Source organism: Streptococcus nasisuis (assembly GCF_040836615.1).
In the GTDB taxonomy this organism is placed as follows: domain Bacteria; phylum Bacillota; class Bacilli; order Lactobacillales; family Streptococcaceae; genus Streptococcus; species Streptococcus suis_V.
In genome coordinates, this window is sequence record NZ_CP162268.1 from 2,491,431 (window position 1) to 2,511,866 (window position 20,436).

Here is a 20,436-nt window from a genome sequence, read left to right on the forward strand (position 1 = left end):
ATTTGCCACAATTGACAAACTTATCTAAAAACAAAATAGAAGGTTGACTAGGTCAACCTATATTCTATTCTGTTACGTTCATAAAGCCTACATATTTTCTCTTGAGAAGATATCCCTCCAATTGCTTGATACCCTCGATACTTGTCATAATCAAGATAATCAAACTAGTACCCAGGAAGGCAATATTGGAAGAAAGACCAAAAATATTTTGAGCAAGAATTGGTAACAAGGCTACAAAACTCAAGAACAAGGCACCAACTGTCGCCAGACGTTTCAACAGGACAGAGAAATACTTCTCCGTTCCATTACCTGGACGAACACCGTGGATATATGCCGCACTTTTTTGAAGACTCTCTGCCGTTTTCTCAGGATTTACCTGTACAAATGTATAGAAAAAGGTAAAAATGATAATCAATCCAGCATATACCAGCATCCCTTTAACAGTGGAATAATCAAAATACTCTTGAATACCTAGTAACCAACCCGCACTTCTGTTTTGACTAGCAAAAAATTGAATCAAAGAACTTGGTAGTGCAGTGATAGACCCGGCAAAGATAACGGGGATAACGCCTGCAGGATTCAATTTTAAGGGAAGATATGAGCTAGATGGCGCACCTTGAGCACGTTTTGTATATTGAATCGGAATCTTGTATTCAGCTTGTTGAATGTAGGTTGTAAAGTAGACTACAAACAAGATGAGTACAATCAAAAGTCCAACATAAATGATGGATTCTGTAATCCGACTAGCCTCAATATTGACAAAACGGTCGATATAAATTTCTCTAAAAGTATCTGGCAAGGATGAAATGATACCCGCAAAGATAATCATTGATGTTCCGTTACCATAGCCCTTATCTGAAATTTGTTCTCCCAACCAAGTCACAATGACAGAACCGGTTGCCAAGATAGAACCCAGCAAAAGATAGGTCTGCCAAGTCATTGGCATATTTGTCAGTTGTGCTCCTGATAGGGCATTAAAGCTGGCGATAATCCCCATGGATTGGACAAAGGCCAAAAACAAGGAAATATAGCGAGTCGCCTGGTTTAATTTCCGACGACCAACCTCGCCCTGCTTGCCCCATTCTACAAACTTCGGCAAAATGTCCATCTGAAGCAGTTGAACAATAATCGAAGCCGTGATATAAGGGCTGACACCCAGTGCAAAAACAGAGAAATTTTTCAAAGCGTTACCCGAAACCAAACTCATCATGTTTAGGAAGGGAACGTTTGACAATGCTTCTAAGCTTTTGGCATTGACACCAGGAACGGTGATATGTGTACCAATCCTGAACACCAAAAGGACAAAAATTGTAAATAAGATTTTCTTACGAACAGCTTTTACTTTTAGAGCATCTGTTAAAAGTTTAAAAAACATAGGCGGTCACCTCTTAGATGACTTCTACTGAGCCACCTTTAGAAGTGATTGCTTCTTCAGCTGATTTAGAGAATTTAGCAGCTTTCACTGTCAATTTCTTCGTCAATTCGCCGTTACCAAGGATTTTAACACCTGATTTTTCAGCTTTAACGATACCAGCCTCGATAAGTACAACTGGTGTTACTTCAGCACCATCTTCAAAAGCGTTCAATTGATCCAGGTTAACGATTGCGTATTCTTTAGCGTTGATGTTTGTAAATCCACGTTTTGGAAGACGACGGAACAATGGAGTTTGTCCACCTTCAAAACCTGGACGAACGCCGCCACCGCTACGAGCTTTTTGACCTTTTTGACCACGACCAGAAGTTTTACCGTTACCTGATGAAGTACCACGACCTACACGGTTGCGAACTTTACGTGAACCTGTTGCAGGTTGCAATTCATGAAGTTTCATTATATATTTCTCCTCTTTTATATGCTAGCGCCTGTGGGGAGTTAGAGTAAGCCGCCCACAAACTCGCTTCTATCAAAATTGACTAGAAGTCGCAAAGATTTCTCCATGCGACCTAGTCTGTTTATTGTTAACTTTAGTATAAGTTACTTAACTTCTTCAACAGTTACCAAGTGAGAGATAGCGTTCACCATTCCAAGAATAGCTGGGTTATCTTCCTTAACAACTGAAGAGTTCAATTTACCAAGTCCAAGTGCAACAACTGTTTTACGTTGCTCTGGTTTGCGACCGATTGGAGACTTAGTCAAAGTAATTTTAATTTGAGCCATGGGTATCTCCTTTCTTATGCTAAATCAGAAACTGAGATGCCACGAAGTGCAGCCACTTCTTCAGCACGTTTCAATTGTTTCAAACCTTCAACAGTTGCACGAACGATGTTGATTGGTGTGTTTGAACCGAGTGACTTAGATGTCACATCAGCGATACCAGCCAATTCGATTACAGCACGAGTTGCACCACCGGCAGCAACCCCAGAACCTTCTGAAGCTGGTTTCAACATAACACGAGCTCCACCGAATTCTGAACGAACTTCGTGAGGAATAGTTGTACCAACCATTGGTACCTCGATCATGTTTTTCTTAGCAGATTCAACTGCTTTACGGATAGCTTCTGGTACTTCTTGAGCTTTACCAGTACCGAAACCTACGCGACCGTTACGGTCACCAACAACCACAAGAGCTGCAAAACGAAGACGACGTCCACCCTTAACAACTTTTGTAACACGGTTGATGGCTACTACGCGTTCTTCAATTTCAACTGCGTTATCTTTGAATGCCATTTCTTAGTGTCCTCCCTATTAGAATTTCAATCCGTTTTCACGAGCTGATTCAGCCAAAGCTTTCACACGTCCGTGATAGAGATATCCACCGCGGTCAAAGACCACTTCAGAAATACCTTTAGCTACCGCGCGTTCAGCAACGAGTTTACCTACAACAACAGCTTGTTCTGTCTTAGTACCTTTTGAAACTTCTTTATCAAGAGTAGAAGCGCTTGCGAGCGTTACACCCGCTACGTCATCAATCACTTGAGCGTAGATGCCTGTATTAGAACGGAAAATGTTCAAACGTGGGCGAGCAGCAGTTCCAGAGATTTTACCGCGAACGCGACGGTGGCGTTTTTGGCGGATTTTGTTTTTATCTGGTTTTGAAATCACAATATTCACCTCTTAATGTATGATTCTGTTTCTTACGAAACAATTTGAGAAATAGTCAGCCAGGTGGGCTAGCCACCCCAGCAAGCTATTATTTACCTGTTTTACCTTCTTTACGGCGAACGAATTCACCAACGTAGCGGATACCTTTACCTTTGTATGGCTCAGGAGCGCGAAGGCTACGGATGTAAGCTGCTGTTTGACCAACAACTTCTTTGTTGATACCAGACACGACGATTTGTGTTGGTGTTGGAACTTCAAATGTAATACCTTCTGGTGCAACCACTTCATCTGGATGTGATTTACCAACAGCAAGTGTCAATTTGTTACCAGCCAATTGAGCACGGTAACCGACACCACGCATTTCAAGTTCTTTTTTGAAGCCTTCAGAAACACCAACAACCATGTTGTTGAGGTTAGCACGGCTAGTACCGTGAATAGTCTTCATTTCTTTTGAATCGTTTGGACGGTGAAGGGTTACTTCAGTACCTTCCACACGGATTTCAATAGCAGTTGGGAATTCACGAGTCAATTCCCCTTTTGGTCCTTTTACAGTTACCACGCCGTTGTTTTGAGCAATCTCAACACCAGCAGGCAACGTAATAATTTTGTTACCAATACGTGACATGTTTTATTTTCTCCTGTTAAATTGTCAAGCCGTCAAGCGACTAGTTTTCACGGGGGCTCATTTAAACACGGACAATAGCCCGTGTTCGATTGAGCAGGTTTTATGATACCTTCAAATCAAGTTATTCGATTTGAAGGTATCATCCAATTACCAAACGTAAGCAACAACCTCTCCACCAACGTTCTTTTGACGAGCTTGTTTGTCAGTCAAAAGACCTTCGGATGTAGAGATAATTGCGATTCCAAGTCCGTTAAGAACTTTAGGAATATCTTCACGTTTTGAGTAAACACGAAGACCTGGTTTTGAAACGCGTTTCAAGTTTGTGATAACACGCTCGCCGTTCACACCGTATTTCAAGAATACGCGGATGATGCCTTGCTTGTCATCTTCGATAAATTCAACGTTTTTTACAAAACCTTCGTTTTTAAGGATTGTAGCAATCCCTTTTTTGATATTTGATGCAGGTACTTCAAGCACTTCGTGTTTCGCTTGGTTAGCGTTACGAATACGTGTCAAAAAATCTGCAATTGGGTCAGTCATAACCATTTTGTTTTTTCTCCTCTTACTAGTAGTTTGCAAGATGCACTTGCTAGTTAATTCATGATACAAAGGGCGCTAAAAAGCCAAAGTGAAAATAGAAAACTTGACGTAGAAACTTTAGTTTCTAGGAAAGTTTGTCTTTTTCATACAGGCTTTCGCCCGTGTTCAAATCGGCAAGCAAACTTTGTATCGGGGTTGTTTTAATTGAGTTCGAGCTACAACCTTAGCAAAGAAGATAGATTTTCCTAGAAGTAAACTTCATTGTCAAATCTCCTATCTTTGCGTTGGTTGCTAAACGCTCTCACATCTTATCTTACCAAGAAGCTTTTGTTACGCCAGGAATTTGTCCAAGGTAAGCCAAGTCGCGGAAGCATACACGGCAAAGTTTGAATTTGCGGTAAACTGAGTGTGGACGTCCACATTTTTCACAGCGTGTGTAAGCTTGTGTAGAGAACTTAGCTGGGCGTTTGTTCTTAGCGATCATTGATTTTTTAGCCATTTATTCTCTCCCTCTTATTTTGCAAACGGCATACCAAGGCCAGTAAGCAATGCACGTGATTCTTCGTCAGTGTTAGCAGTTGTAACGATAACGATATCCATACCGCGAGTTTTATCAACATCGTCGAAGTTGATTTCTGGGAAGATCAATTGCTCTTTCACACCAAGTGTGTAGTTACCACGTCCATCAAATGACTTAGTTGGAACACCGTGGAAGTCACGTACACGAGGAAGTGAAACTGAAACCAATTTATCCAAGAATTCATACATGCGTTCGCCACGAAGAGTAACTTTCGCACCGATTGCAACACCCTCACGAAGACGGAAGCCGGCGATTGATTTCTTAGCTTTAGTGATAAGTGGTTTTTGACCTGAAATCAAAGCCAATTCTTGAGCAGCTTTTTCAAGGTTTTTAGCGTTAGAAACAGCGTCACCAACACCCATGTTCAAAACGATCTTATCAACTTTTGGCACAGCCATAACTGAAGAATAGTTGAATTGTTCAGTCAAAGCAGGAACTACTTCATTAAGATATTTTTCTTTTAAACGATTTGCCATTATACTTCTCCTTTCCTTCGTGATTAATCAAGCACTTCGCCTGATTTTTTGTTGTAGCGAACTTTTTTGCCGTCTACAAATTTGTAACCAACGCGTCCTGCAACACCATTTTTGTCAAGAACTTGTACGTTTGACACATGGATTGGAGCTTCTTTTTCAACGATTGCACCTTGAGGGTTTTCGTTGTTTGGTTTTTGGTGTTTCTTAACGATGTTAACACCTTCAACAATCACTTTATTAACTTTTGGAAGTGCTGTTACGACAACTGCTTCAACGCCTTTGTCTTTGCCAGCGATTACGCGAACTTTATCGCCTTTTTTTACAAACATTTGATTTCTCCTATATTTCTTACGCCCTAGAGGGCACCCTGACCTTGTAAACAGCCAGGGGACTTAGTTTGTTAGATTAAAGTACTTCTGGTGCCAATGAAACGATTTTCATGAAACCGCCGTCACGCAATTCACGTGCCACTGGGCCAAAAATACGAGTACCGCGAGGGTTTTTGTCTTCACGGATGATAACTGCAGCATTCTCATCGAATTTGATGTAAGACCCATCAGCACGACGAGCACCTGTCTTAGTACGAACGATAACGGCTTTTACAACGTCACCTTTTTTAACCGCACCACCAGGAGTAGCTTGTTTTACTGAAGCAACGATGATGTCGCCGATGTTCGCGAATTTACGTCCTGAACCACCAAGAACTTTGATTGTCAAGATTTCGCGTGCGCCACTGTTGTCAGCAACTTTCAAACGAGTTTCTGTTTGAATCATGTCAATTTTCTCCTTTCAGGTTGATTAAATGATAACTGCCTCTTCCACAACTTCTACAAGACGGAAGCGTTTTGTAGCTGAAAGTGGGCGAGTTTCCATGATACGAACGATATCGCCTTCTTTAGCAACATTGTTTTCATCATGAGCTTTGTACTTTTTAGAGTAGTTAATACGTTTACCATAGACTGGGTGGTTACGTTTAGTTTCAACTACAACTGTGATTGTTTTGTCCATTTTGTCAGATACTACGCGTCCAACAAGAACTTTACGATTATTGCGTTCCATTGAAATTCTCCTTTCCCAATCTATTATTTAGTTTCAGATTGCACAGTTTTGATACGTGCAATTTGTTTCTTCACTTCGTTCAAACGAGCAGTTTGCTCAAGTTGACCAGCAGCAGCTTGGAAACGAAGTTCGAAGAGTTCTTTCTTCAATTCGTTTTCTTTCTTAGCAAGTTCTTCTTGAGAAAGGCCACGAAGTTCTTTTACAAAATCTTTAATTTCTTGAAGTTTCATGTCTTCTCCTTACTCTGCTTCACGTTTTACGAATTTAACTTTAACTGGCAATTTGTGACCAGCAAGGCGGAATGCTTCACGAGCGATTTCTTCAGAAACGCCAGCTACCTCAAACATCACCTTACCACGTTTAACTGGAGCTACCCAACCTTCAGGAGCACCTTTACCAGAACCCATACGCACACCGATAGCTTTAGCAGTGTATGATTTGTGTGGGAAGATTTTAATCCAAACTTTACCACCACGTTTCATGTAACGCGTCATAGCGATACGGGCAGCTTCGATTTGGCGGTTTGTAATCCATGAGCTAGTAGTTGCTTGAAGACCGTATTGACCAAAGTCTACTTGTTTTCCACCTTTAGCTTCACCGCGCATTTTTCCACGGAATTCGCGACGGTGTTTTACACGTTTAGGTACTAACATTTGTTATTTACCTCCTTTAGCGTCTTTACGAGCTGGAAGAACTTCACCACGGTAGATCCAAACTTTAACACCAAGTTTACCGTAAGTTGTCAAAGCTTCTTCCCAAGCGTAGTCGATATCCGCACGAAGTGTATGAAGAGGAACTGTTCCTTCTGAGTAGCCTTCTGCACGAGCGATATCCGCACCGTTCAAACGACCAGAAACTTGTGTTTTGATACCTTTTGCACCAGCGCGCATCGCACGTTGGATAGCTTGTTTTTGAGCACGGCGGAAAGCCACACGTTGCTCCAATTGACGAGCGATTGACTCACCAACAAGGTGTGCATCCAAATCAGGTTGTTTGATTTCGATGATGTTGATGTGTACTTGCTTACCAGTCAATTTGTTCAATTGAGCACGAAGCGCATCAACGTTGCTACCAGCTTTACCGATAACCATACCTGGTTTAGCAGTGTGGATAGAAACGATAACTTTGTTTACAGCACGTTCGATTTCGATTGTTGATGTTGACGCATCAGCCAATTCTTTTTTGATAAAGTTGCGGATTGCAAGATCTTCATGAAGGTAATCCGCGTATTCTTTTTCAGCATACCATTTAGCATCCCAATCACGGATGATGCCAACACGCATACCAATTGGATGTACTTTTTGACCCACGTTTTTACCTCCTTATTTCTCTGCCACAACTACAGTGATGTGAGCTGTGCGTTTGTTGATTGGTGAAGCTGAACCTTTCGCACGTGGACGGAAACGTTTCAACGTTGGTCCTTCGTTTGCGAATGCTTCGCTGACTACCAAGTTAGCTTTTTCCAAACCAAAGTTGTTTTCAGCGTTAGCGATTGCTGAGTTTAAAACTCCCTCGATAATGCTTGCAGCTTTGTTTGGTGTGAATTTCAAGATTGCGATTGCGTCTGCTACGCTTTTGCCACGGATATTATCCAAGACAAGACGTGATTTACGAGGTGAAACACGTACTGTGCGAGCAGTTGCTTTAGCTGAAGTAATTTCTGCCATTGTGTTTTCCTCCTAAATTATTTACGACGAGTTTTCTTGTCGTCAGCAGCATGACCTTTGTAAGTACGAGTTGGTGCGAATTCACCAAGTTTGTGACCTACCATGTCTTCTTGAATATATACAGGTACGTGTTTACGTCCATCGTAAACTGCGATTGTATAGCCGATGAAACTTGGGAAAATCGTTGAACGACGTGACCAAGTTTTAATTACTTTTTTCTTTTCGTCATTTGCTTGAGCTTCAACTTTTTTCATCAAATGCTCATCGACGAAAGGTCCTTTTTTAAGACTACGTCCCATTTTAGTGTTTTCTCCTTTAAAATATGTACCACAGCGGCTTGCCCGCTTTGCGGGCTACCGAGTTGGCGGATGATATAGAATGCTATGCAACTAAAAATAGATTATTTTTGGTTGCGACGACGAACGATAAGTTTGTCAGATTTAGCTTTCTTGTTACGAGTTTTCAAACCAAGAGCTGGTTTACCCCATGGTGTAGATGGTGCTTTACGACCAACTGGTGCTTTACCTTCACCACCACCGTGTGGGTGATCGTTAGGGTTCATTACAGAACCGCGAACTGTTGGACGGATACCTTTCCAACGGCTACGACCTGCTTTACCAAGGTTAACAAGGCCATGTTGTTCGTTACCTACAGTACCAACAGTAGCACGGCAAGTACCAAGGATCATACGAACTTCACCTGATTGGAGGCGAACAAGAACGTATTTACCTTCTTGACCAAGAACCTGTGCAGATGCACCAGCAGCACGAACCAATTCACCACCGCGACCTGGTTTCAACTCGATGTTGTGAACAACAGTACCGACTGGGATGTTTGCAAGTGGAAGTGCGTTACCAACTTTGATATCTGCTTCTGGGCCTGAAACGATGCGTTGACCAACTTCAAGACCTTTAGGAGCAATGATGTAAGCTTTAACACCGTCTGTGTAGTGTACAAGAGCGATGTTTGCTGAACGGTTTGGATCGTATTCGATAGTTTTAACGATTGCTTCAACGCCATCTTTGTTACGTTTGAAGTCTACCAAACGGTAGAAACGTTTGTGACCGCCACCTTGGTGACGAACAGTGATGCGACCGTTGTTGTTACGACCAGCTTTGCTCTTCAAAGCAACAAGCAAGCTTTTTTCTGGAGTACTTGTTGTGATTTCAGCGAAGTCCAAAGAAGTCATGTTACGACGGCCATTTGTCGTTGGTTTATAAACTTTAATACCCACGTTAATTCCTCCTTTGATTATTCAGCGTCAGCTGTAGCGAACAATTCGATCGCTTTTGAATCAGCAGCCAATGTGATGATTGCTTTTTTCACTTTGTTTGTGCGACCTACATAACGACCTACGCGTTTTGTTTTAGGTTTCACGTTGATTGTGTTCACATTCGCAACTTTAACACCCTCGAATGCAGCTTCAACAGCTTGCTTGATCAAGAGTTTGTGTGCACGAGTGTCCACTTCAAATACATACTTTCCTGCTTCGAGTTGGCCCATTGAGCTTTCTGTGATGACAGGTTTTTTGATAACATCATACAAATTCATTATGCAAGAACCTCCTCAATTTTAGAGATAGCTGCTTGAGTTACAAGAAGTTTGTCTGCATTTGCGATGTCAAGTACGCTTGCAGTAGTTGCAGTTGCAACTTTCACTCCTGGGATGTTACGAGCAGAAAGAGCTGCGAATTCGTTGCCTTCTTCAAGAATAACAAGGACTTTAGAATCAATGCTCAATGCTGCAAGTACTTTTGCAAATTCAGCAGTTTTTGGAGCTGTGAATTCAAGTGAGTTAACAGCTACAAATTTGTTTTCAGCAACTTTTTCTGAGTAAACAGATTTAAGTGCCAAGCGACGAACTTTTTGTGGAAGTTTGTACGCGTATGAACGTGGAGTTGGTCCGAAGACTACGCCACCGCCACGCCATTGTGGTGAGCGGATAGAACCTTGACGAGCACGTCCAGTTCCTTTTTGACGCCATGGTTTGCGTCCGCCACCTGAGACTGCTGAACGGTTTTTAACTGCGTGAGTACCTTGACGAAGGCTAGCACGTTGGCTGATGATGACATCAAATACAACTGCTTGGTTTGGCTCGATACCAAAGATCGCATCGTTAAGAACTACTTCACCAGCTTGTTTACCAGTTTGGTCAAATAATGTTACGTTTGCCATTTCGACTGATTTCCCCTTTCCTTATTATTTACCAGCTTTAACTGCTGATTTGATAGTGATAAGAGATTTCTTAGCACCTGGTACGTTACCTTTGATAAGGATAACGTTCTTTTCTGGAACAACTTGTACAACTTCAAGGTTTTGGATTGTTACACGGTTGCCACCCATACGACCTGCAAGGTTTTTACCTTTAAATACACGGTTAGGTGCAACAGGACCCATAGAACCTGGACGACGGTGGTAACGAGAACCGTGAGCCATAGGACCACGTGATTGACCATGGCGTTTAATAACACCTTGGAAACCTTTACCTTTAGATGTACCAGTTACATCAACAACATCACCAGCTGCGAAAGTTTCAACTGTAATTTCTTGTCCAACTTCCAAGCCTTCAATGTTTTTGAATTCACGAATGAAGCGCTTAGGAGCTGTGTTAGCTTTAGCTACATGGCCTTTGGCAGGTTTGTTGCTCAATACTTCACGTTTGTCATCAAAACCAACTTGAACTGCCGCATAACCGTCAGTTTCAACTGTTTTCACTTGAAGAACAACGTTTGGAGTTGCTTCGATGACAGTTACAGGGATAAATTCACCAGATTCAGTGAAGATTTGAGTCATTCCCACTTTTTTCCCTAAGATTCCTTTTGTCATGAGAAAAATATTCCTTTTCTTAATTTTGTATTTAAAAAGTTTTTAACGAGCGTTTTTCATGCTCAAATCAAGATACTAACGGCGTCAAACTCAAGATGAAAATAAGAAATCCGACGAAGAAACGGTAGTTTCCAGGAAGATTTGTCTTTTTTCACACAGAGTTTAGCCTGTGTTCAATTAGAACACTCGCTTTACTCAGTCGTATCTAGCTGATTAAAGTTTGATTTCTACGTTTACACCACTTGGAAGATCCAATTTCATCAAAGCATCAACTGTTTTTTGAGTTGGGTTAATGATATCTACCAAACGTTTGTGTGTACGCATTTCGAACTGCTCACGAGAGTCTTTATACTTGTGAGTCGCACGGATGATTGTGTAGAGGCTACGTTCTGTTGGAAGTGGAACTGGACCTGCTACTTGAGCACCTGTACGTGTTGCAGTTTCAACGATTTTTGCAGCTGCTGTATCAAGTGTACGGTGTTCGTACGCTTTCAAGCGGATGCGGATTTTTTTGTTTGCCATCTTTTTCTCCTTTGCGTCTATTTAAGATAATAGGCTAGCTCCACAAGAAAACCAACACGAGTTGCGTGGCAATGCAACCGAGCGTGTCGCAACCTCTTGCATCAAAGCTACAGCCGTAATTTTTACGGCACTAGAATAGTCTACCAAATTCTATCCGTCATTGCAAGAGTTTTTACTTAAAATTTTAAAAATCCCAAAACTTCTGTTTTGGGAGGCGGTTCGTGTATTCTATCGCCATTATTCTTATAGCATTAGTAGAAAACAATCATCGAAAGTCCTTTAAATGTTCTTGTAACCCCCTAAGCATATTCTTACGACCATTGAAACTCTGACCACTAATTAGTTTTTCATAATTTTCCAATTGGTCCATAGACAAATTTTTTCGATAATCTCTCCAGTCACCTCTCAACAACAATAGCTCGTCATTGACTAAACCTGGCGATTGTATTACTTGTGATAGTTCATGTATGTCTTCATGAGACATTCGGTCAAACTTGCGCTTTTTACTTTCCTGTCTGCGAACATAGTCCTTAATCCGATTTCTGAATTTAACCTTGAAATAACAATACAACTGGGCTCTTTCCCCAATCAACCATGGTTGATCCTCCAATAATTCAAACAAGGTTATCATGCCTTCCTGCTCCCAGTCATCTCTGTCCCACAGTTTGATATAAAACTCTTTTCGAGCCTTGTTGACAATCCCTTTTACGCCATCATAGACCTTTTCAAATTTCATCATCCCATCTCCTTTGTTTGATGGTTTAAGTTTATCGAAAAGAGCTAACTTTCTACAGGACATTTTTGTCTATTTTTAATGAAGATAGTTTATCAATCGTATTCTATGGTTATTACAGGCCATTGTTCTTTCCAGTTTTTCTTTTTTACTCTCTTCTCATATACATCCATACGTTTAGAATTGCCAATAAAATGAGGAGTTGGTCGCACCAAATAATTATAAATATCAGTCAATCCATAAGGTGCAAATAGTTCTATATCCCCTTTCTCTGTCTGACGAACACCAATTGCGGTACACCTTTCAGGAAATTTTTCTATTGCATCTTTTGACGATTGATAAGGAGAGGTATCCGGGCTATGAATATGCATAAATACTTGATTCTTAACTTCCCACTGATATTCCGGATATCTTTGACGCAAATTTGCTTCTAATTCTTTTGTTGCTTGATACGACACTTGCTCATCGTAAAAGATAAGATCAACATCCGTATTTTTATCAAAACGGTAATGATTCCAGATAAAATTACGAATTGTTCCTGCACAAATCCACGAGTCCGCTAAGTCTAAATCCTTTACAATCCCCAAAATCCTAATGATATCAGGATCTTTTAACAAATATCTTTCTAACTCATCTTTCATACAATCCTCTACCTTCAAGTTGTTCATTGATTTTAGTGTTATTTTTACTAGCTTCCAAAAGAAAAAGAAAGAGGGATAAAATATTCACCGGACCTTTATTCACTTTCTTTTTTATCATGATCCAAAGGCCTCGGTACCATGATAAAAAGGTCCACCCGGACCTAGTTTTACCCTCCTGTTTTCAAGCAAAAGATAAAAGGCTCTATAATTTCTGTAGTGGGTAAAACCACCATGGAAATTATGGAGCCTTTTTGAGTATATACAAAAAGTCCCATATGACCTATAATGAAAAGTGCTCAAACTATCATTTTAGAAAGACTCATATGGAACAACTAAATCTTATCACTAATTTTCTCAGAATTAAAGACAAAAATATTACTATCACTGATGAATATGATATGGGAACTCACTTAGAACTCCACGGTTACTTGGATTACATGGCTCCTAAATGTCCAGAATGCAAGGGACAAATGGCTAAGTACGACTACCAGAAAGCATCAAAAATCCCTTACCTAGAAACTGCTGGTTACCCACTCCTTATCCGCCTTAAAAAGCGTCGTTTCAAGTGTAAAGAATGTGGGAAAATGGCTGTCGCTGAAACTCCTCTTGTTAAGAAAAACCATCAAATATCTGTCGCTGTTAGTCAGAAGATCGCCCAGTTACTCATCGAAAATCAAGCAATGACACATATTGCACACAGGCTAGCTATCTCAACATCATCAGTTATGAGAAAGCTCAATGAGTTCAAGTTTGAAACGGATTGGAATACCCTACCTGAGGTGATGAGTTGGGACGAGTATGCCTTCAAGAAGGGGAAAATGAGCTTCATCGCTCAAGATTTCGACTCCCTAAATGTCATCACCATTCTCGACGGAAGAACTCAAGCAACCATCCGAAACCACTTTCTACGCTATCCTAGAAAGGTTAGAAATCGAGTCAAAGTGATTACCATGGATATGTTTAGTCCCTATTATCAACTTGCTAAACAGCTTTTTCCGAATGCAAAAATTGTACTCGACCGCTTTCATATTGTTCAACACCTTAGCCGTGCTATGAACCGTGTCCGTATTCAAATCATGAATCAATTCGACAGAAAATCGCAGGAATACCGTGCTTTGAAACGCTACTGGAAATTGATACAACAAGATAGCCGTAAAATCAATGATAAACGATTTTATCGCCCTATGTTTCGAATGCATTTGACTAACAAGGAAATCCTGGAAAAACTCTTGTCTTTCTCTGAGGAACTACGACAGCACTATGAACTCTATCAGCTTCTCTTATTCCATTTCCAAGAGAAGAACTCAGACCATTTCTTTGACCTAATTGAACAAGAAATAACCACTGTTAATCCTATTTTCCAGACGGTATTTAAGACATTTCTAAAGGATAAAGACAAGGTTTTGAATGCCCTAGAATTGCCTTATTCCAACGCCAAACTGGAAGCTACCAATAATCTCATCAAAGTCATTAAAAGAAATGCCTTTGGTTTCAGGAACTTTGAGAACTTTAAAAAACGCATTTTGATTGCTTTGAACATAAAGAAAGAGAGAACGAAGTTCGTCCTCTCTAGGTGTTAGCTTTTCATCTACCCACTACAGTTGACAAAGAGCCAGATAAAAAGGTCCACTGGACCTTGATTCGTTCTTTGGTTTTCAAACTCATGATAAAAAGGTCCCCCGGACCTAGTTTTGCCCTCCTGTTTTCAAGCAAAAGATAAAAAGGTCCCCCGGACCTTTTTATTCATCCATAAAGCTGTTGAAGACTTCTTCAATCATATCCCATTCTGCTGTTGCATCTTCCGGGATTGGTTGCAAATCGCCTTCTGTGCCGTTCTCGTTTTCGATATACGAGTAAGCTTGGATTTCCACCTCACCGTTCTCATCTTCTTCTGCACTTGCAGGAATTAAGAGAACGTAGTTTTTACCAAATTCTTCTTGACCGTCAATTGTCAATAAAATTTCAAACAAGGTTTCATTACCTTGGTCGTCTACCAAAGTAATCAATTCACGCTCGTCGTGGTTGTGGTCATGTTCATGGTCGTGATGATGTGCCATGTTTATCTCCTTTATATTTTAAAATGTTCTATCTAAATAATTTTGCAAAATCAGCTGGGCTGCCAATTTATCAATCACTTTTTTGCGCTTGCCGCGGCTAATGTCTGCCTGCTCAATCAACATACGTTCAGCCGCTACAGTGGTCAAGCGCTCATCCTGGTAATCAACAGGCAGTCCGTACTGTTCCACCAATAAATCACCGTAGGCTTGACTGGCCTCAACACGCGGACCGCTAGTATTGTTCATGTTCTTGGGTAGGCCAACAACAAACTTGTCCACCTTATACTGGGAAACAAGTTCGCTCAGCCTTTCAAAACCGAACTCACCTTTTTCTTCATTTATAGGAATAATTTCTAAACCCTGGGCCGTAAAGCCCAAGGGATCCGAAATGGCTACACCGACGGTTTTTGAACCGAAATCTAATCCCATAATTCTCATTAGAGGTCAATCCCATTCCCTTTCAAGTAGTAGCGTACCAATTCTTCAATGATTTCGTCGCGCTCATGTTTACGAATCTGATTACGGGCATCATTGTAGCGAGGGATATAAGCAGGGTCCCCACTCAAGACATAGCCGATAATCTGATTGATTGGATTGTAGCCTTTCTCGTCAAGCGACCGATAAACACTGGTCAGCGTTTTGCTGATTTCTTGCTTATCTGTATCGTCCAGACGAAAACGGACAGTTTCTTCTGTGAATCCCATACTTACACCTTCTTTCCTTATCTTATAGTCTATTATACCACATATAGCCCCTAAACTCAATGATATAGCATAAAAGAACCCTAGAGCTAGAGTTCTTTCATCTACTTTATAGGGCTGCTCTCATCCGAGCTTGAGCATTTTCTACATTACGCACTGAGCGTGGCAGGAAGGCACGAATGTCATCTTCCTTATAGCCTACCTGAAGACGTTTCTCGTCAATCAGAATCGGGCTTTTCAAAATCCGAGGATTTGAGGTAATTAAATCAATAACCTCATTAACGCTTAAATCCTCAATATCGAAGTCCAAGCTCTTAGCATAACGGTTTTTTGAAGAAACAATACTTGCAATACCATTCTCTGTCTTGGTCAAAATGTTCATAATTTCTTCCTTAGTAATGGCTTCTTTTGCAAGGTTATGCTCGTTGTATGAAAGTTGGTGAGCATTTAACCAATTTTTTGCTTTTTTACAAGAGGTACAACTAGATACAGTATAAATTTTAATCATGTAGTCACTCCTTTGCTACATCTTCGTAAACACATTATAAACCATTATACCACAAAATCCCTCAGTCTGCAGACCTATTTTGCAAAAAAACTTTAAATTTAAGGGGGAAAATTCGGTTTTTATGAGAAAAAAGCCTAGCTAGACTAGACTTTTTCGGAATTATTCTTCTAATTCGATGCCGCCATCGAGGTCAAGTACTACTTCTTCCAATTCTACATTGGTTTCTGTTTCAGTAGCAGGAACTTCTTCAGTAGCTTCCGCCTTTGCATCAGCCGTTTCAGCTGGTGCGTTATCATCTTCAATCAAACCGTAGTGAATACGGATTTTGCGGTCGATTTCTGCAAAAATTTCTGGATTTTCAGCCAAGAACTTCTTAGCATTTTCCGAACCTTGACCGATTTTCTCATCGTTGTAAGAATACCAAGCGCCTGCTTTTTTGATGATACCCAAGTCGCTACCGATTTGAATCAACTCGCCCGTCTGCGAAATCCCTTCTCCGTACATGATTTCCACGACGACTTCTTTAAATGGCGGAGCGACCTTATTTTTCACGACCTTGACCTTGGTTTCCTTACCAACGTTCTGGTCTTTCTGCTCACCCGTACCCTTGATTTGGGTATTGCCACGAACGTCCAAACGAACAGAGGCATAGAACTTTAAGGCACGACCACCCGGCGTGGTTTCTGGGTTACCAAACATGACACCCACTTTTTCACGGAGTTGGTTGATGAAAATAGCAATGGTCTTGGTTTTGTTGATTGATGCACCCAATTTGCGCATGGCCTGAGACATCATACGCGCCTGCAGACCCACGTGGCTATCACCGATGTCACCGTCAATCTCCGCGCGCGGCACAAGAGCCGCAACTGAGTCGACAACGACCAAATCAACAGCACCAGAGTCAATCAATTTACCAGCGATTTCCAAGCCCTGCTCACCAGAATCCGGCTGCGACAAGAGCAATTCATCAATGTTAACGCCTAGAGCCGCTGCATAAGCAGGATCCAAAGCATGCTCGGCATCGATAAAGGCTGCAATACCGCCTTCTTTTTGACATTGGGCAACCGCATGAAGGGCAACCGTCGTCTTACCAGATGATTCTGGACCGTAAATCTCGACGATACGACCCTTCGGATAGCCACCAGCGCCCAGAGCGATGTCAATCGACAAGCTACCAGAGCTCATGACCTGAACCTTTTGCTCGGCACGCTCACCCAGGCGCATCACTGCCCCCTTACCAAAGTCTTTTTCGATAGACTTGAGAGCGTCATCTAAAGCTTTTTTGCGCTCATCTCCATATTTTTTAGTAATTTCTTCTAATTTTTTCGATGGTTTCTTAGCCAATTTCTTTCTCCTCTTTTTCTAATCAAACCATTATAGCAAAGTTCTGCTATTTCACAAAGTATTTCGTACAAAGTCTAAGGCCTGCAGGCAAGCTAACTGACGCAGATAGAGCCATGAATAGCCCCCTAAATCCACTTCTTTTTGGACAATCCCAGAGGTGCTGACCAAGACCAGACTGACCTTGGCAAGGACGTTGTCGACAGTCGATTGGGGTTTGACAGCCACCGAAACAGCCAGAGTCAAATCTGTCGCCAATTCCTTCCGCAACTGACTGGCTTCTGTCACCAAGCTGTCCGAGCTGATTGGACCCTGACCTCTGACCTGACCCCCGCTAAAATACATCTGGTCTGTCATGGTTGCGCTCAATTCCGCTTGCAACTGACCTCCCGTTCCCTGCTCCAAAATGGACAAGGTTTGCTGCTTGTCAACCAGCAAATCCGCAACCGTTTTAGCCAGACTATTGTCCTCACCATAGGCATATAGGTATTTTGCTAAATTATCTCGCTCCAGAATCGTCTTTTCTAGCTGGGTTAGTTTGACATCTGCCTCTGCCTGACTGGTCGCCTTGGTAGACAGGCGCAGGGTGACTTCCCCCGTTTTAGCATAAGGGGCTAGAGTCGGGTCCATCTGTTGGTCAATCAAGTCTGCCAAGATAGTAACCAACTGACTCTCGCCGATACCAAAGAACCGCAAGACCCGCGAATAGAGTTGTTGCTCGGATTGGGTCAACAGCGGCAGCAAACTCTGGGCAAACATGGCCTTGAGTTCGCTAGGCGGTCCTGGCAAGACAATATAGGTAACGCCGTCTTGTTCAATCATACTCCCTACGGCCAACCCTGTGGGATTGTGCAAGGGAATAGAACCAGCCACCAATTGAGCCTGACGCTCATTATTGGGTGTGCGAATACGACCGGGACGACTGGCAAAAAAGCGGTTCAGCTTGTCCACAGCCCTCTTGTCAAAGACCAAGTCGCGTCCTAAAAACTGAGCCAAGGTCTGCTTGGTCAAATCGTCCTCCGTCGGTCCCAAACCGCCACAGAGAATGACCATATCACTTCGCTTGCTGGCAATCTCCAACACCGACAAAAGACGCTTTTCATTATCGCCTACTGCTGTATGAAAATAGACGTCAATACCCAATTCAGCACATTTTTCAGATAGAAATTGCGCGTTGGTATTTACAATCTGACCGGTCAAAATTTCAGTGCCTACGGCGATGAGTTCTGCTTTCATAATCCTCCTTCTACTTTTGATAGCATGCAGTTACCTGCCTATCTATTAGTTCGTAATTGGGTGGTGGTTTTAGATATTTTTCCAGTCACACGTATTTTCATGGTCGTTAATGAGCCCGGCTGCTTGTAGGAAAGAATAGACGCAGACAGGACCGACAAATTTAAAACCTCGTTTTTTCAAGTCCTTGGAAATAGCCTTGGAAAGGGAGGTTTTAGCAGGAACTTGACGGTAGTCACCAACCGAATTGACCTGTGGGCGACCTGCTAGCCAAGACCAGATATAATGGTCAAAACTGCCGCATTCTTCCTGTAACTTGAGAAAGGCTTGGGCATTGGCACGGGTCGCGTAGAGCTTAGCCTTGTGCCGAATAATAGCTGGATTGTCGATCAGGGCATCCAGCTGCTGGTCAGTCATGCTAGCAACCGCATGATAGTCATAATCATGAAAGACAGCCTTGAAAGCCTGTCGCTTGTTGAGCACAATTTCCCAAGACAGACCTGCTTGATAGGTCTCCAAACAGAGCAATTCAAAGAGAGCCCGCTCCTCATGCAAAGGGCGCCCCCATTCTTGATCGTGATAGGCTATATAGAAGGGATTGTTGAGATTGACCCAAGAACAACGGTTCATATTTTTCCTTTCTAGCATTAACGAATGGCAGTCTGATAAGCATTATAGAGCGATCCTATCAAATCTAGACAAGCTTTATAAGCTTGAACGAGCTCTTCATTTTGAGACAGAAGCACATAAGACTCTTGCTCCAATATCTGCCTCAGAGGTTCTACCTTACCCTCATAAGCCATATAATCAACTGTTTTTAGATAGGCTTTATAATTTTCCAGGATTGATACATACGAACCACTCCTATCGCGTAGCTCCGCCTTTCTCACTTGTTCACGATAGTGTCTTTGTAAAAAATAAGCAAAATGTCCGCCAGAATGTTCATCTTTCTGCTTAATTTGCAGACCCGTGTATGTATCCCAATAACCGACATAATTCGGTATTAGAGAAGCAGTCAGACGACCAGAATAGGTATAGCCGAGATGATGGAGTGTCCCAAGGCGAACATAGTCCTGTTGATCCGCCATCAAGGCCTTATAGATGGACGATATTTTTTCCGTGTCTTTCAAAGATGCTCGAGCTTCAAAAAAGTGGTAATTGGGGTCTATGCGTCCTATGATGACAACCTCTTCATGAGGCATATAGTGATAATCAATAGAAAATTCTTTCCCTGACAAAGGATAATTTGGTCTGTGGCTAGTCCCAGCATGTATCAAATTTAATCTCATCACAATCCTCACTTCATCAGCATCTTGAGGGCGGACTTGATGTAATTCTCAGCGGTATCGGTCGTGCCGTCGAAGAATTTCTTGATTTTCTTGAGTTCAGCCGGTCGGTAGCCGAGTGCCTCCATTGCCTCCATTGCTTCGTCCAAGGTATGATTTTCACTGGTCGGAGCCGACGTTTCGACGGGACCTGTTTCTTCGCTCATAACAAACTTGCCTTCCAAGTCCAGCACCATTTGCTGGGCTGTTTTTTTACCGATTTTCGGAAACTTGGTCAGGTAGGTAATATTTTTCTGCTCAATGGCCCGAACCAGCCCGTCGTTATCATCCACAGCAATGATGGCCAGAGCTGTTGTCGGACCGATACCAGACACAGAAATCAGGCTGAGAAAGACAGCTTTTTCACTTTCGGATTGAAAACCATAAAGCAGATGAGCATCTTCGCGGATGACCTGATGGGTGTACACCGTCAATTCTTGGTTGACATGGCCAGAAAAAGCGTAAGGATTGGCCACGTGAAGAATGTAGCCAATACCCGCCACTTCAATGACGATGTATTTAGCAGTGATTTTCGTAAGTTTTCCTTTGATATAGTCGTACATG

Annotated in this window: 34 protein-coding genes; 1 reads left to right on the top strand and 33 read right to left on the bottom strand. The window is 42.0% G+C overall.

The features are described from left to right. Positions 1-64 precede the first annotated feature (64 nt). The 24 genes from secY to AB1F57_RS12630 form a co-directional block, all read right to left on the bottom strand. Positions 65-1,375: a preprotein translocase subunit SecY gene (secY, locus tag AB1F57_RS12515; protein WP_105138625.1), complete on the bottom strand. Its 1,311-nt coding sequence runs from the start codon at positions 1,373-1,375 to the stop codon at positions 65-67. 13 nt (positions 1,376-1,388) lie between these two features. Beyond that, positions 1,389-1,829 carry a 50S ribosomal protein L15 gene (rplO, locus tag AB1F57_RS12520; protein WP_105107796.1) on the bottom strand — a complete coding sequence of 147 codons (441 nt, stop codon included), beginning with the start codon at positions 1,827-1,829 and terminating at the stop codon, positions 1,389-1,391. A 143-nt stretch (positions 1,830-1,972) separates the two neighbouring features. Further along, positions 1,973-2,155: a 50S ribosomal protein L30 gene (gene rpmD, locus AB1F57_RS12525; RefSeq protein WP_002936638.1), complete on the bottom strand. Its 183-nt coding sequence runs from the start codon at positions 2,153-2,155 to the stop codon at positions 1,973-1,975. A gap of 14 nt (positions 2,156-2,169) precedes the next feature. Continuing rightward, entirely contained in the window at positions 2,170-2,664 is a 495-nt protein-coding gene (gene rpsE / locus AB1F57_RS12530) for a 30S ribosomal protein S5 (RefSeq protein ID WP_105111775.1), read from the bottom strand. Between the two features lie 18 nt (positions 2,665-2,682). Next, a complete protein-coding gene (rplR, locus tag AB1F57_RS12535; protein ID WP_002936641.1) occupies positions 2,683-3,039 on the bottom strand; it encodes a 50S ribosomal protein L18 in 357 nt (118 codons plus the stop codon). An 88-nt stretch (positions 3,040-3,127) separates the two neighbouring features. Next, positions 3,128-3,664 (bottom strand): 50S ribosomal protein L6, encoded by a 537-nt coding sequence (gene rplF / locus AB1F57_RS12540; protein ID WP_105138624.1) that lies wholly within the window; start codon positions 3,662-3,664, stop codon positions 3,128-3,130. Positions 3,665-3,811: 147 nt separating this feature from the next. Continuing rightward, complete coding sequence (gene rpsH, locus AB1F57_RS12545; protein ID WP_105138623.1) at positions 3,812-4,210, bottom strand: 30S ribosomal protein S8; 399 nt, start codon at positions 4,208-4,210, stop codon at positions 3,812-3,814. 307 nt (positions 4,211-4,517) lie between these two features. Continuing rightward, positions 4,518-4,703 (bottom strand): type Z 30S ribosomal protein S14, encoded by a 186-nt coding sequence (locus AB1F57_RS12550; RefSeq protein ID WP_002936651.1) that lies wholly within the window; start codon positions 4,701-4,703, stop codon positions 4,518-4,520. A gap of 14 nt (positions 4,704-4,717) precedes the next feature. Further along, positions 4,718-5,260, bottom strand: coding sequence for a 50S ribosomal protein L5 (gene rplE, locus AB1F57_RS12555; protein WP_029176426.1), 543 nt, complete (start codon positions 5,258-5,260; stop codon positions 4,718-4,720). A 23-nt stretch (positions 5,261-5,283) separates the two neighbouring features. Then, entirely contained in the window at positions 5,284-5,589 is a 306-nt protein-coding gene (gene rplX, locus AB1F57_RS12560) for a 50S ribosomal protein L24 (RefSeq protein ID WP_024391476.1), read from the bottom strand. Between the two features lie 76 nt (positions 5,590-5,665). Continuing rightward, positions 5,666-6,034 (bottom strand): 50S ribosomal protein L14, encoded by a 369-nt coding sequence (gene rplN / locus AB1F57_RS12565; protein ID WP_002936658.1) that lies wholly within the window; start codon positions 6,032-6,034, stop codon positions 5,666-5,668. 24 nt (positions 6,035-6,058) lie between these two features. Next, complete coding sequence (gene rpsQ, locus AB1F57_RS12570; RefSeq protein WP_000440801.1) at positions 6,059-6,319, bottom strand: 30S ribosomal protein S17; 261 nt, start codon at positions 6,317-6,319, stop codon at positions 6,059-6,061. A 23-nt stretch (positions 6,320-6,342) separates the two neighbouring features. Then, a complete protein-coding gene (rpmC, locus tag AB1F57_RS12575) occupies positions 6,343-6,549 on the bottom strand; it encodes a 50S ribosomal protein L29 (RefSeq protein WP_002936659.1) in 207 nt (68 codons plus the stop codon). Positions 6,550-6,558: 9 nt separating this feature from the next. Next, the gene (gene rplP / locus AB1F57_RS12580) at positions 6,559-6,972 is read right to left on the bottom strand and encodes a 50S ribosomal protein L16 (protein ID WP_002936660.1); all 414 of its coding nucleotides are present in this window, start codon (positions 6,970-6,972) and stop codon (positions 6,559-6,561) included. A gap of 3 nt (positions 6,973-6,975) precedes the next feature. After that, positions 6,976-7,629, bottom strand: a complete 654-nt coding sequence (gene rpsC / locus AB1F57_RS12585; protein WP_105138621.1) for a 30S ribosomal protein S3 — start codon at positions 7,627-7,629, stop codon at positions 6,976-6,978. Positions 7,630-7,641: 12 nt separating this feature from the next. Next, positions 7,642-7,986 (bottom strand): 50S ribosomal protein L22, encoded by a 345-nt coding sequence (gene rplV / locus AB1F57_RS12590; RefSeq protein ID WP_023369052.1) that lies wholly within the window; start codon positions 7,984-7,986, stop codon positions 7,642-7,644. Between the two features lie 17 nt (positions 7,987-8,003). After that, positions 8,004-8,285, bottom strand: a complete 282-nt coding sequence (rpsS, locus tag AB1F57_RS12595) for a 30S ribosomal protein S19 (protein WP_000533766.1) — start codon at positions 8,283-8,285, stop codon at positions 8,004-8,006. A 101-nt stretch (positions 8,286-8,386) separates the two neighbouring features. Further along, the gene (gene rplB, locus AB1F57_RS12600; RefSeq protein WP_002936663.1) at positions 8,387-9,220 is read right to left on the bottom strand and encodes a 50S ribosomal protein L2; all 834 of its coding nucleotides are present in this window, start codon (positions 9,218-9,220) and stop codon (positions 8,387-8,389) included. A gap of 17 nt (positions 9,221-9,237) precedes the next feature. Next, positions 9,238-9,537 carry a 50S ribosomal protein L23 gene (locus tag AB1F57_RS12605; protein WP_004195491.1) on the bottom strand — a complete coding sequence of 100 codons (300 nt, stop codon included), beginning with the start codon at positions 9,535-9,537 and terminating at the stop codon, positions 9,238-9,240. Further along, positions 9,537-10,160 (bottom strand): 50S ribosomal protein L4, encoded by a 624-nt coding sequence (rplD, locus tag AB1F57_RS12610; protein ID WP_004195490.1) that lies wholly within the window; start codon positions 10,158-10,160, stop codon positions 9,537-9,539. The genes AB1F57_RS12605 and rplD overlap by 1 nt, the downstream gene beginning before the upstream one ends. A gap of 24 nt (positions 10,161-10,184) precedes the next feature. Beyond that, positions 10,185-10,811, bottom strand: coding sequence for a 50S ribosomal protein L3 (rplC, locus tag AB1F57_RS12615; RefSeq protein ID WP_011921686.1), 627 nt, complete (start codon positions 10,809-10,811; stop codon positions 10,185-10,187). 213 nt (positions 10,812-11,024) lie between these two features. Then, positions 11,025-11,333, bottom strand: coding sequence for a 30S ribosomal protein S10 (rpsJ, locus tag AB1F57_RS12620; RefSeq protein WP_024391481.1), 309 nt, complete (start codon positions 11,331-11,333; stop codon positions 11,025-11,027). Between the two features lie 265 nt (positions 11,334-11,598). Beyond that, entirely contained in the window at positions 11,599-12,072 is a 474-nt protein-coding gene (locus tag AB1F57_RS12625) for a sigma-70 family RNA polymerase sigma factor (RefSeq protein ID WP_249339114.1), read from the bottom strand. Positions 12,073-12,161: 89 nt separating this feature from the next. Further along, positions 12,162-12,707: a nucleotidyltransferase family protein gene (locus tag AB1F57_RS12630; RefSeq protein ID WP_245170008.1), complete on the bottom strand. Its 546-nt coding sequence runs from the start codon at positions 12,705-12,707 to the stop codon at positions 12,162-12,164. 323 nt (positions 12,708-13,030) lie between these two features. Between AB1F57_RS12630 and AB1F57_RS12635 the strand changes: the two genes are divergently transcribed. After that, a complete protein-coding gene (locus AB1F57_RS12635) occupies positions 13,031-14,287 on the top strand; it encodes an ISL3 family transposase (protein ID WP_174853283.1) in 1,257 nt (418 codons plus the stop codon). Between the two features lie 159 nt (positions 14,288-14,446). Here the strand turns inward: AB1F57_RS12635 and AB1F57_RS12640 are convergent, their stop codons facing one another. The 9 genes from AB1F57_RS12640 to ruvA all read right to left on the bottom strand — a co-directional run bounded on the left by AB1F57_RS12640 (position 14,447) and on the right by ruvA (position 20,435). Beyond that, on the bottom strand, positions 14,447-14,764 hold the full coding sequence (locus AB1F57_RS12640) for a DUF1292 domain-containing protein (RefSeq protein WP_105138618.1): 318 nt from the start codon (positions 14,762-14,764) through the stop codon (positions 14,447-14,449). 18 nt (positions 14,765-14,782) lie between these two features. After that, positions 14,783-15,202, bottom strand: coding sequence for a Holliday junction resolvase RuvX (gene ruvX, locus AB1F57_RS12645; protein WP_170239043.1), 420 nt, complete (start codon positions 15,200-15,202; stop codon positions 14,783-14,785). Then, the gene (locus AB1F57_RS12650) at positions 15,202-15,468 is read right to left on the bottom strand and encodes an IreB family regulatory phosphoprotein (RefSeq protein WP_105111771.1); all 267 of its coding nucleotides are present in this window, start codon (positions 15,466-15,468) and stop codon (positions 15,202-15,204) included. Before AB1F57_RS12650 ends, ruvX begins: the two co-directional genes overlap by 1 nt. 106 nt (positions 15,469-15,574) lie before the next feature. Beyond that, the gene (gene spx / locus AB1F57_RS12655; protein ID WP_105111770.1) at positions 15,575-15,973 is read right to left on the bottom strand and encodes a transcriptional regulator Spx; all 399 of its coding nucleotides are present in this window, start codon (positions 15,971-15,973) and stop codon (positions 15,575-15,577) included. 159 nt (positions 15,974-16,132) lie between these two features. Further along, positions 16,133-17,317, bottom strand: coding sequence for a recombinase RecA (gene recA / locus AB1F57_RS12660; RefSeq protein WP_105138616.1), 1,185 nt, complete (start codon positions 17,315-17,317; stop codon positions 16,133-16,135). Positions 17,318-17,368: 51 nt separating this feature from the next. Then, positions 17,369-18,550, bottom strand: coding sequence for a competence/damage-inducible protein A (locus tag AB1F57_RS12665; RefSeq protein ID WP_105138615.1), 1,182 nt, complete (start codon positions 18,548-18,550; stop codon positions 17,369-17,371). A 69-nt stretch (positions 18,551-18,619) separates the two neighbouring features. Then, a complete protein-coding gene (locus AB1F57_RS12670; RefSeq protein ID WP_367985825.1) occupies positions 18,620-19,195 on the bottom strand; it encodes a DNA-3-methyladenine glycosylase I in 576 nt (191 codons plus the stop codon). Then, positions 19,195-19,836 (bottom strand): hypothetical protein, encoded by a 642-nt coding sequence (locus AB1F57_RS12675; protein WP_174852925.1) that lies wholly within the window; start codon positions 19,834-19,836, stop codon positions 19,195-19,197. The genes AB1F57_RS12670 and AB1F57_RS12675 overlap by 1 nt, the downstream gene beginning before the upstream one ends. An 8-nt stretch (positions 19,837-19,844) precedes the next feature. Beyond that, positions 19,845-20,435 carry a Holliday junction branch migration protein RuvA gene (gene ruvA, locus AB1F57_RS12680; protein WP_167786098.1) on the bottom strand — a complete coding sequence of 197 codons (591 nt, stop codon included), beginning with the start codon at positions 20,433-20,435 and terminating at the stop codon, positions 19,845-19,847. Position 20,436 lies beyond the last annotated feature (1 nt).

What these genes read in the sequence shown, in the direction of transcription:
- secY (WP_105138625.1), bottom strand. Translation starts at nt 1,375, where the DNA reads ATGTTTTTTAAACTTTTAACAGATGCTCTAAAAGTAAAAGCTGTTCGT.
- rplO (WP_105107796.1), bottom strand. Translation starts at nt 1,829, where the DNA reads ATGAAACTTCATGAATTGCAACCTGCAACAGGTTCACGTAAAGTTCGC.
- rpmD (WP_002936638.1), bottom strand. Translation starts at nt 2,155, where the DNA reads ATGGCTCAAATTAAAATTACTTTGACTAAGTCTCCAATCGGTCGCAAA.
- rpsE (WP_105111775.1), bottom strand. Translation starts at nt 2,664, where the DNA reads ATGGCATTCAAAGATAACGCAGTTGAAATTGAAGAACGCGTAGTAGCC.
- rplF (WP_105138624.1), bottom strand. Translation starts at nt 3,664, where the DNA reads ATGTCACGTATTGGTAACAAAATTATTACGTTGCCTGCTGGTGTTGAG.
- rpsH (WP_105138623.1), bottom strand. Translation starts at nt 4,210, where the DNA reads ATGGTTATGACTGACCCAATTGCAGATTTTTTGACACGTATTCGTAAC.
- AB1F57_RS12550 (WP_002936651.1), bottom strand. Translation starts at nt 4,703, where the DNA reads ATGGCTAAAAAATCAATGATCGCTAAGAACAAACGCCCAGCTAAGTTC.
- rplE (WP_029176426.1), bottom strand. Translation starts at nt 5,260, where the DNA reads ATGGCAAATCGTTTAAAAGAAAAATATCTTAATGAAGTAGTTCCTGCT.
- rplX (WP_024391476.1), bottom strand. Translation starts at nt 5,589, where the DNA reads ATGTTTGTAAAAAAAGGCGATAAAGTTCGCGTAATCGCTGGCAAAGAC.
- rplN (WP_002936658.1), bottom strand. Translation starts at nt 6,034, where the DNA reads ATGATTCAAACAGAAACTCGTTTGAAAGTTGCTGACAACAGTGGCGCA.
- rpsQ (WP_000440801.1), bottom strand. Translation starts at nt 6,319, where the DNA reads ATGGAACGCAATAATCGTAAAGTTCTTGTTGGACGCGTAGTATCTGAC.
- rpmC (WP_002936659.1), bottom strand. Translation starts at nt 6,549, where the DNA reads ATGAAACTTCAAGAAATTAAAGATTTTGTAAAAGAACTTCGTGGCCTT.
- rplP (WP_002936660.1), bottom strand. Translation starts at nt 6,972, where the DNA reads ATGTTAGTACCTAAACGTGTAAAACACCGTCGCGAATTCCGTGGAAAA.
- rplV (WP_023369052.1), bottom strand. Translation starts at nt 7,986, where the DNA reads ATGGCAGAAATTACTTCAGCTAAAGCAACTGCTCGCACAGTACGTGTT.
- rpsS (WP_000533766.1), bottom strand. Translation starts at nt 8,285, where the DNA reads ATGGGACGTAGTCTTAAAAAAGGACCTTTCGTCGATGAGCATTTGATG.
- AB1F57_RS12605 (WP_004195491.1), bottom strand. Translation starts at nt 9,537, where the DNA reads ATGAATTTGTATGATGTTATCAAAAAACCTGTCATCACAGAAAGCTCA.
- rplD (WP_004195490.1), bottom strand. Translation starts at nt 10,160, where the DNA reads ATGGCAAACGTAACATTATTTGACCAAACTGGTAAACAAGCTGGTGAA.
- rplC (WP_011921686.1), bottom strand. Translation starts at nt 10,811, where the DNA reads ATGACAAAAGGAATCTTAGGGAAAAAAGTGGGAATGACTCAAATCTTC.
- rpsJ (WP_024391481.1), bottom strand. Translation starts at nt 11,333, where the DNA reads ATGGCAAACAAAAAAATCCGCATCCGCTTGAAAGCGTACGAACACCGT.
- AB1F57_RS12625 (WP_249339114.1), bottom strand. Translation starts at nt 12,072, where the DNA reads ATGATGAAATTTGAAAAGGTCTATGATGGCGTAAAAGGGATTGTCAAC.
- AB1F57_RS12630 (WP_245170008.1), bottom strand. Translation starts at nt 12,707, where the DNA reads ATGAAAGATGAGTTAGAAAGATATTTGTTAAAAGATCCTGATATCATT.
- AB1F57_RS12635 (WP_174853283.1), top strand. Translation starts at nt 13,031, where the DNA reads ATGGAACAACTAAATCTTATCACTAATTTTCTCAGAATTAAAGACAAA.
- AB1F57_RS12640 (WP_105138618.1), bottom strand. Translation starts at nt 14,764, where the DNA reads ATGGCACATCATCACGACCATGAACATGACCACAACCACGACGAGCGT.
- ruvX (WP_170239043.1), bottom strand. Translation starts at nt 15,202, where the DNA reads ATGAGAATTATGGGATTAGATTTCGGTTCAAAAACCGTCGGTGTAGCC.
- AB1F57_RS12650 (WP_105111771.1), bottom strand. Translation starts at nt 15,468, where the DNA reads ATGGGATTCACAGAAGAAACTGTCCGTTTTCGTCTGGACGATACAGAT.
- spx (WP_105111770.1), bottom strand. Translation starts at nt 15,973, where the DNA reads ATGATTAAAATTTATACTGTATCTAGTTGTACCTCTTGTAAAAAAGCA.
- AB1F57_RS12665 (WP_105138615.1), bottom strand. Translation starts at nt 18,550, where the DNA reads ATGAAAGCAGAACTCATCGCCGTAGGCACTGAAATTTTGACCGGTCAG.
- AB1F57_RS12670 (WP_367985825.1), bottom strand. Translation starts at nt 19,195, where the DNA reads ATGCTAGAAAGGAAAAATATGAACCGTTGTTCTTGGGTCAATCTCAAC.
- AB1F57_RS12675 (WP_174852925.1), bottom strand. Translation starts at nt 19,836, where the DNA reads ATGAGATTAAATTTGATACATGCTGGGACTAGCCACAGACCAAATTAT.
- ruvA (WP_167786098.1), bottom strand. Translation starts at nt 20,435, where the DNA reads ATGTACGACTATATCAAAGGAAAACTTACGAAAATCACTGCTAAATAC.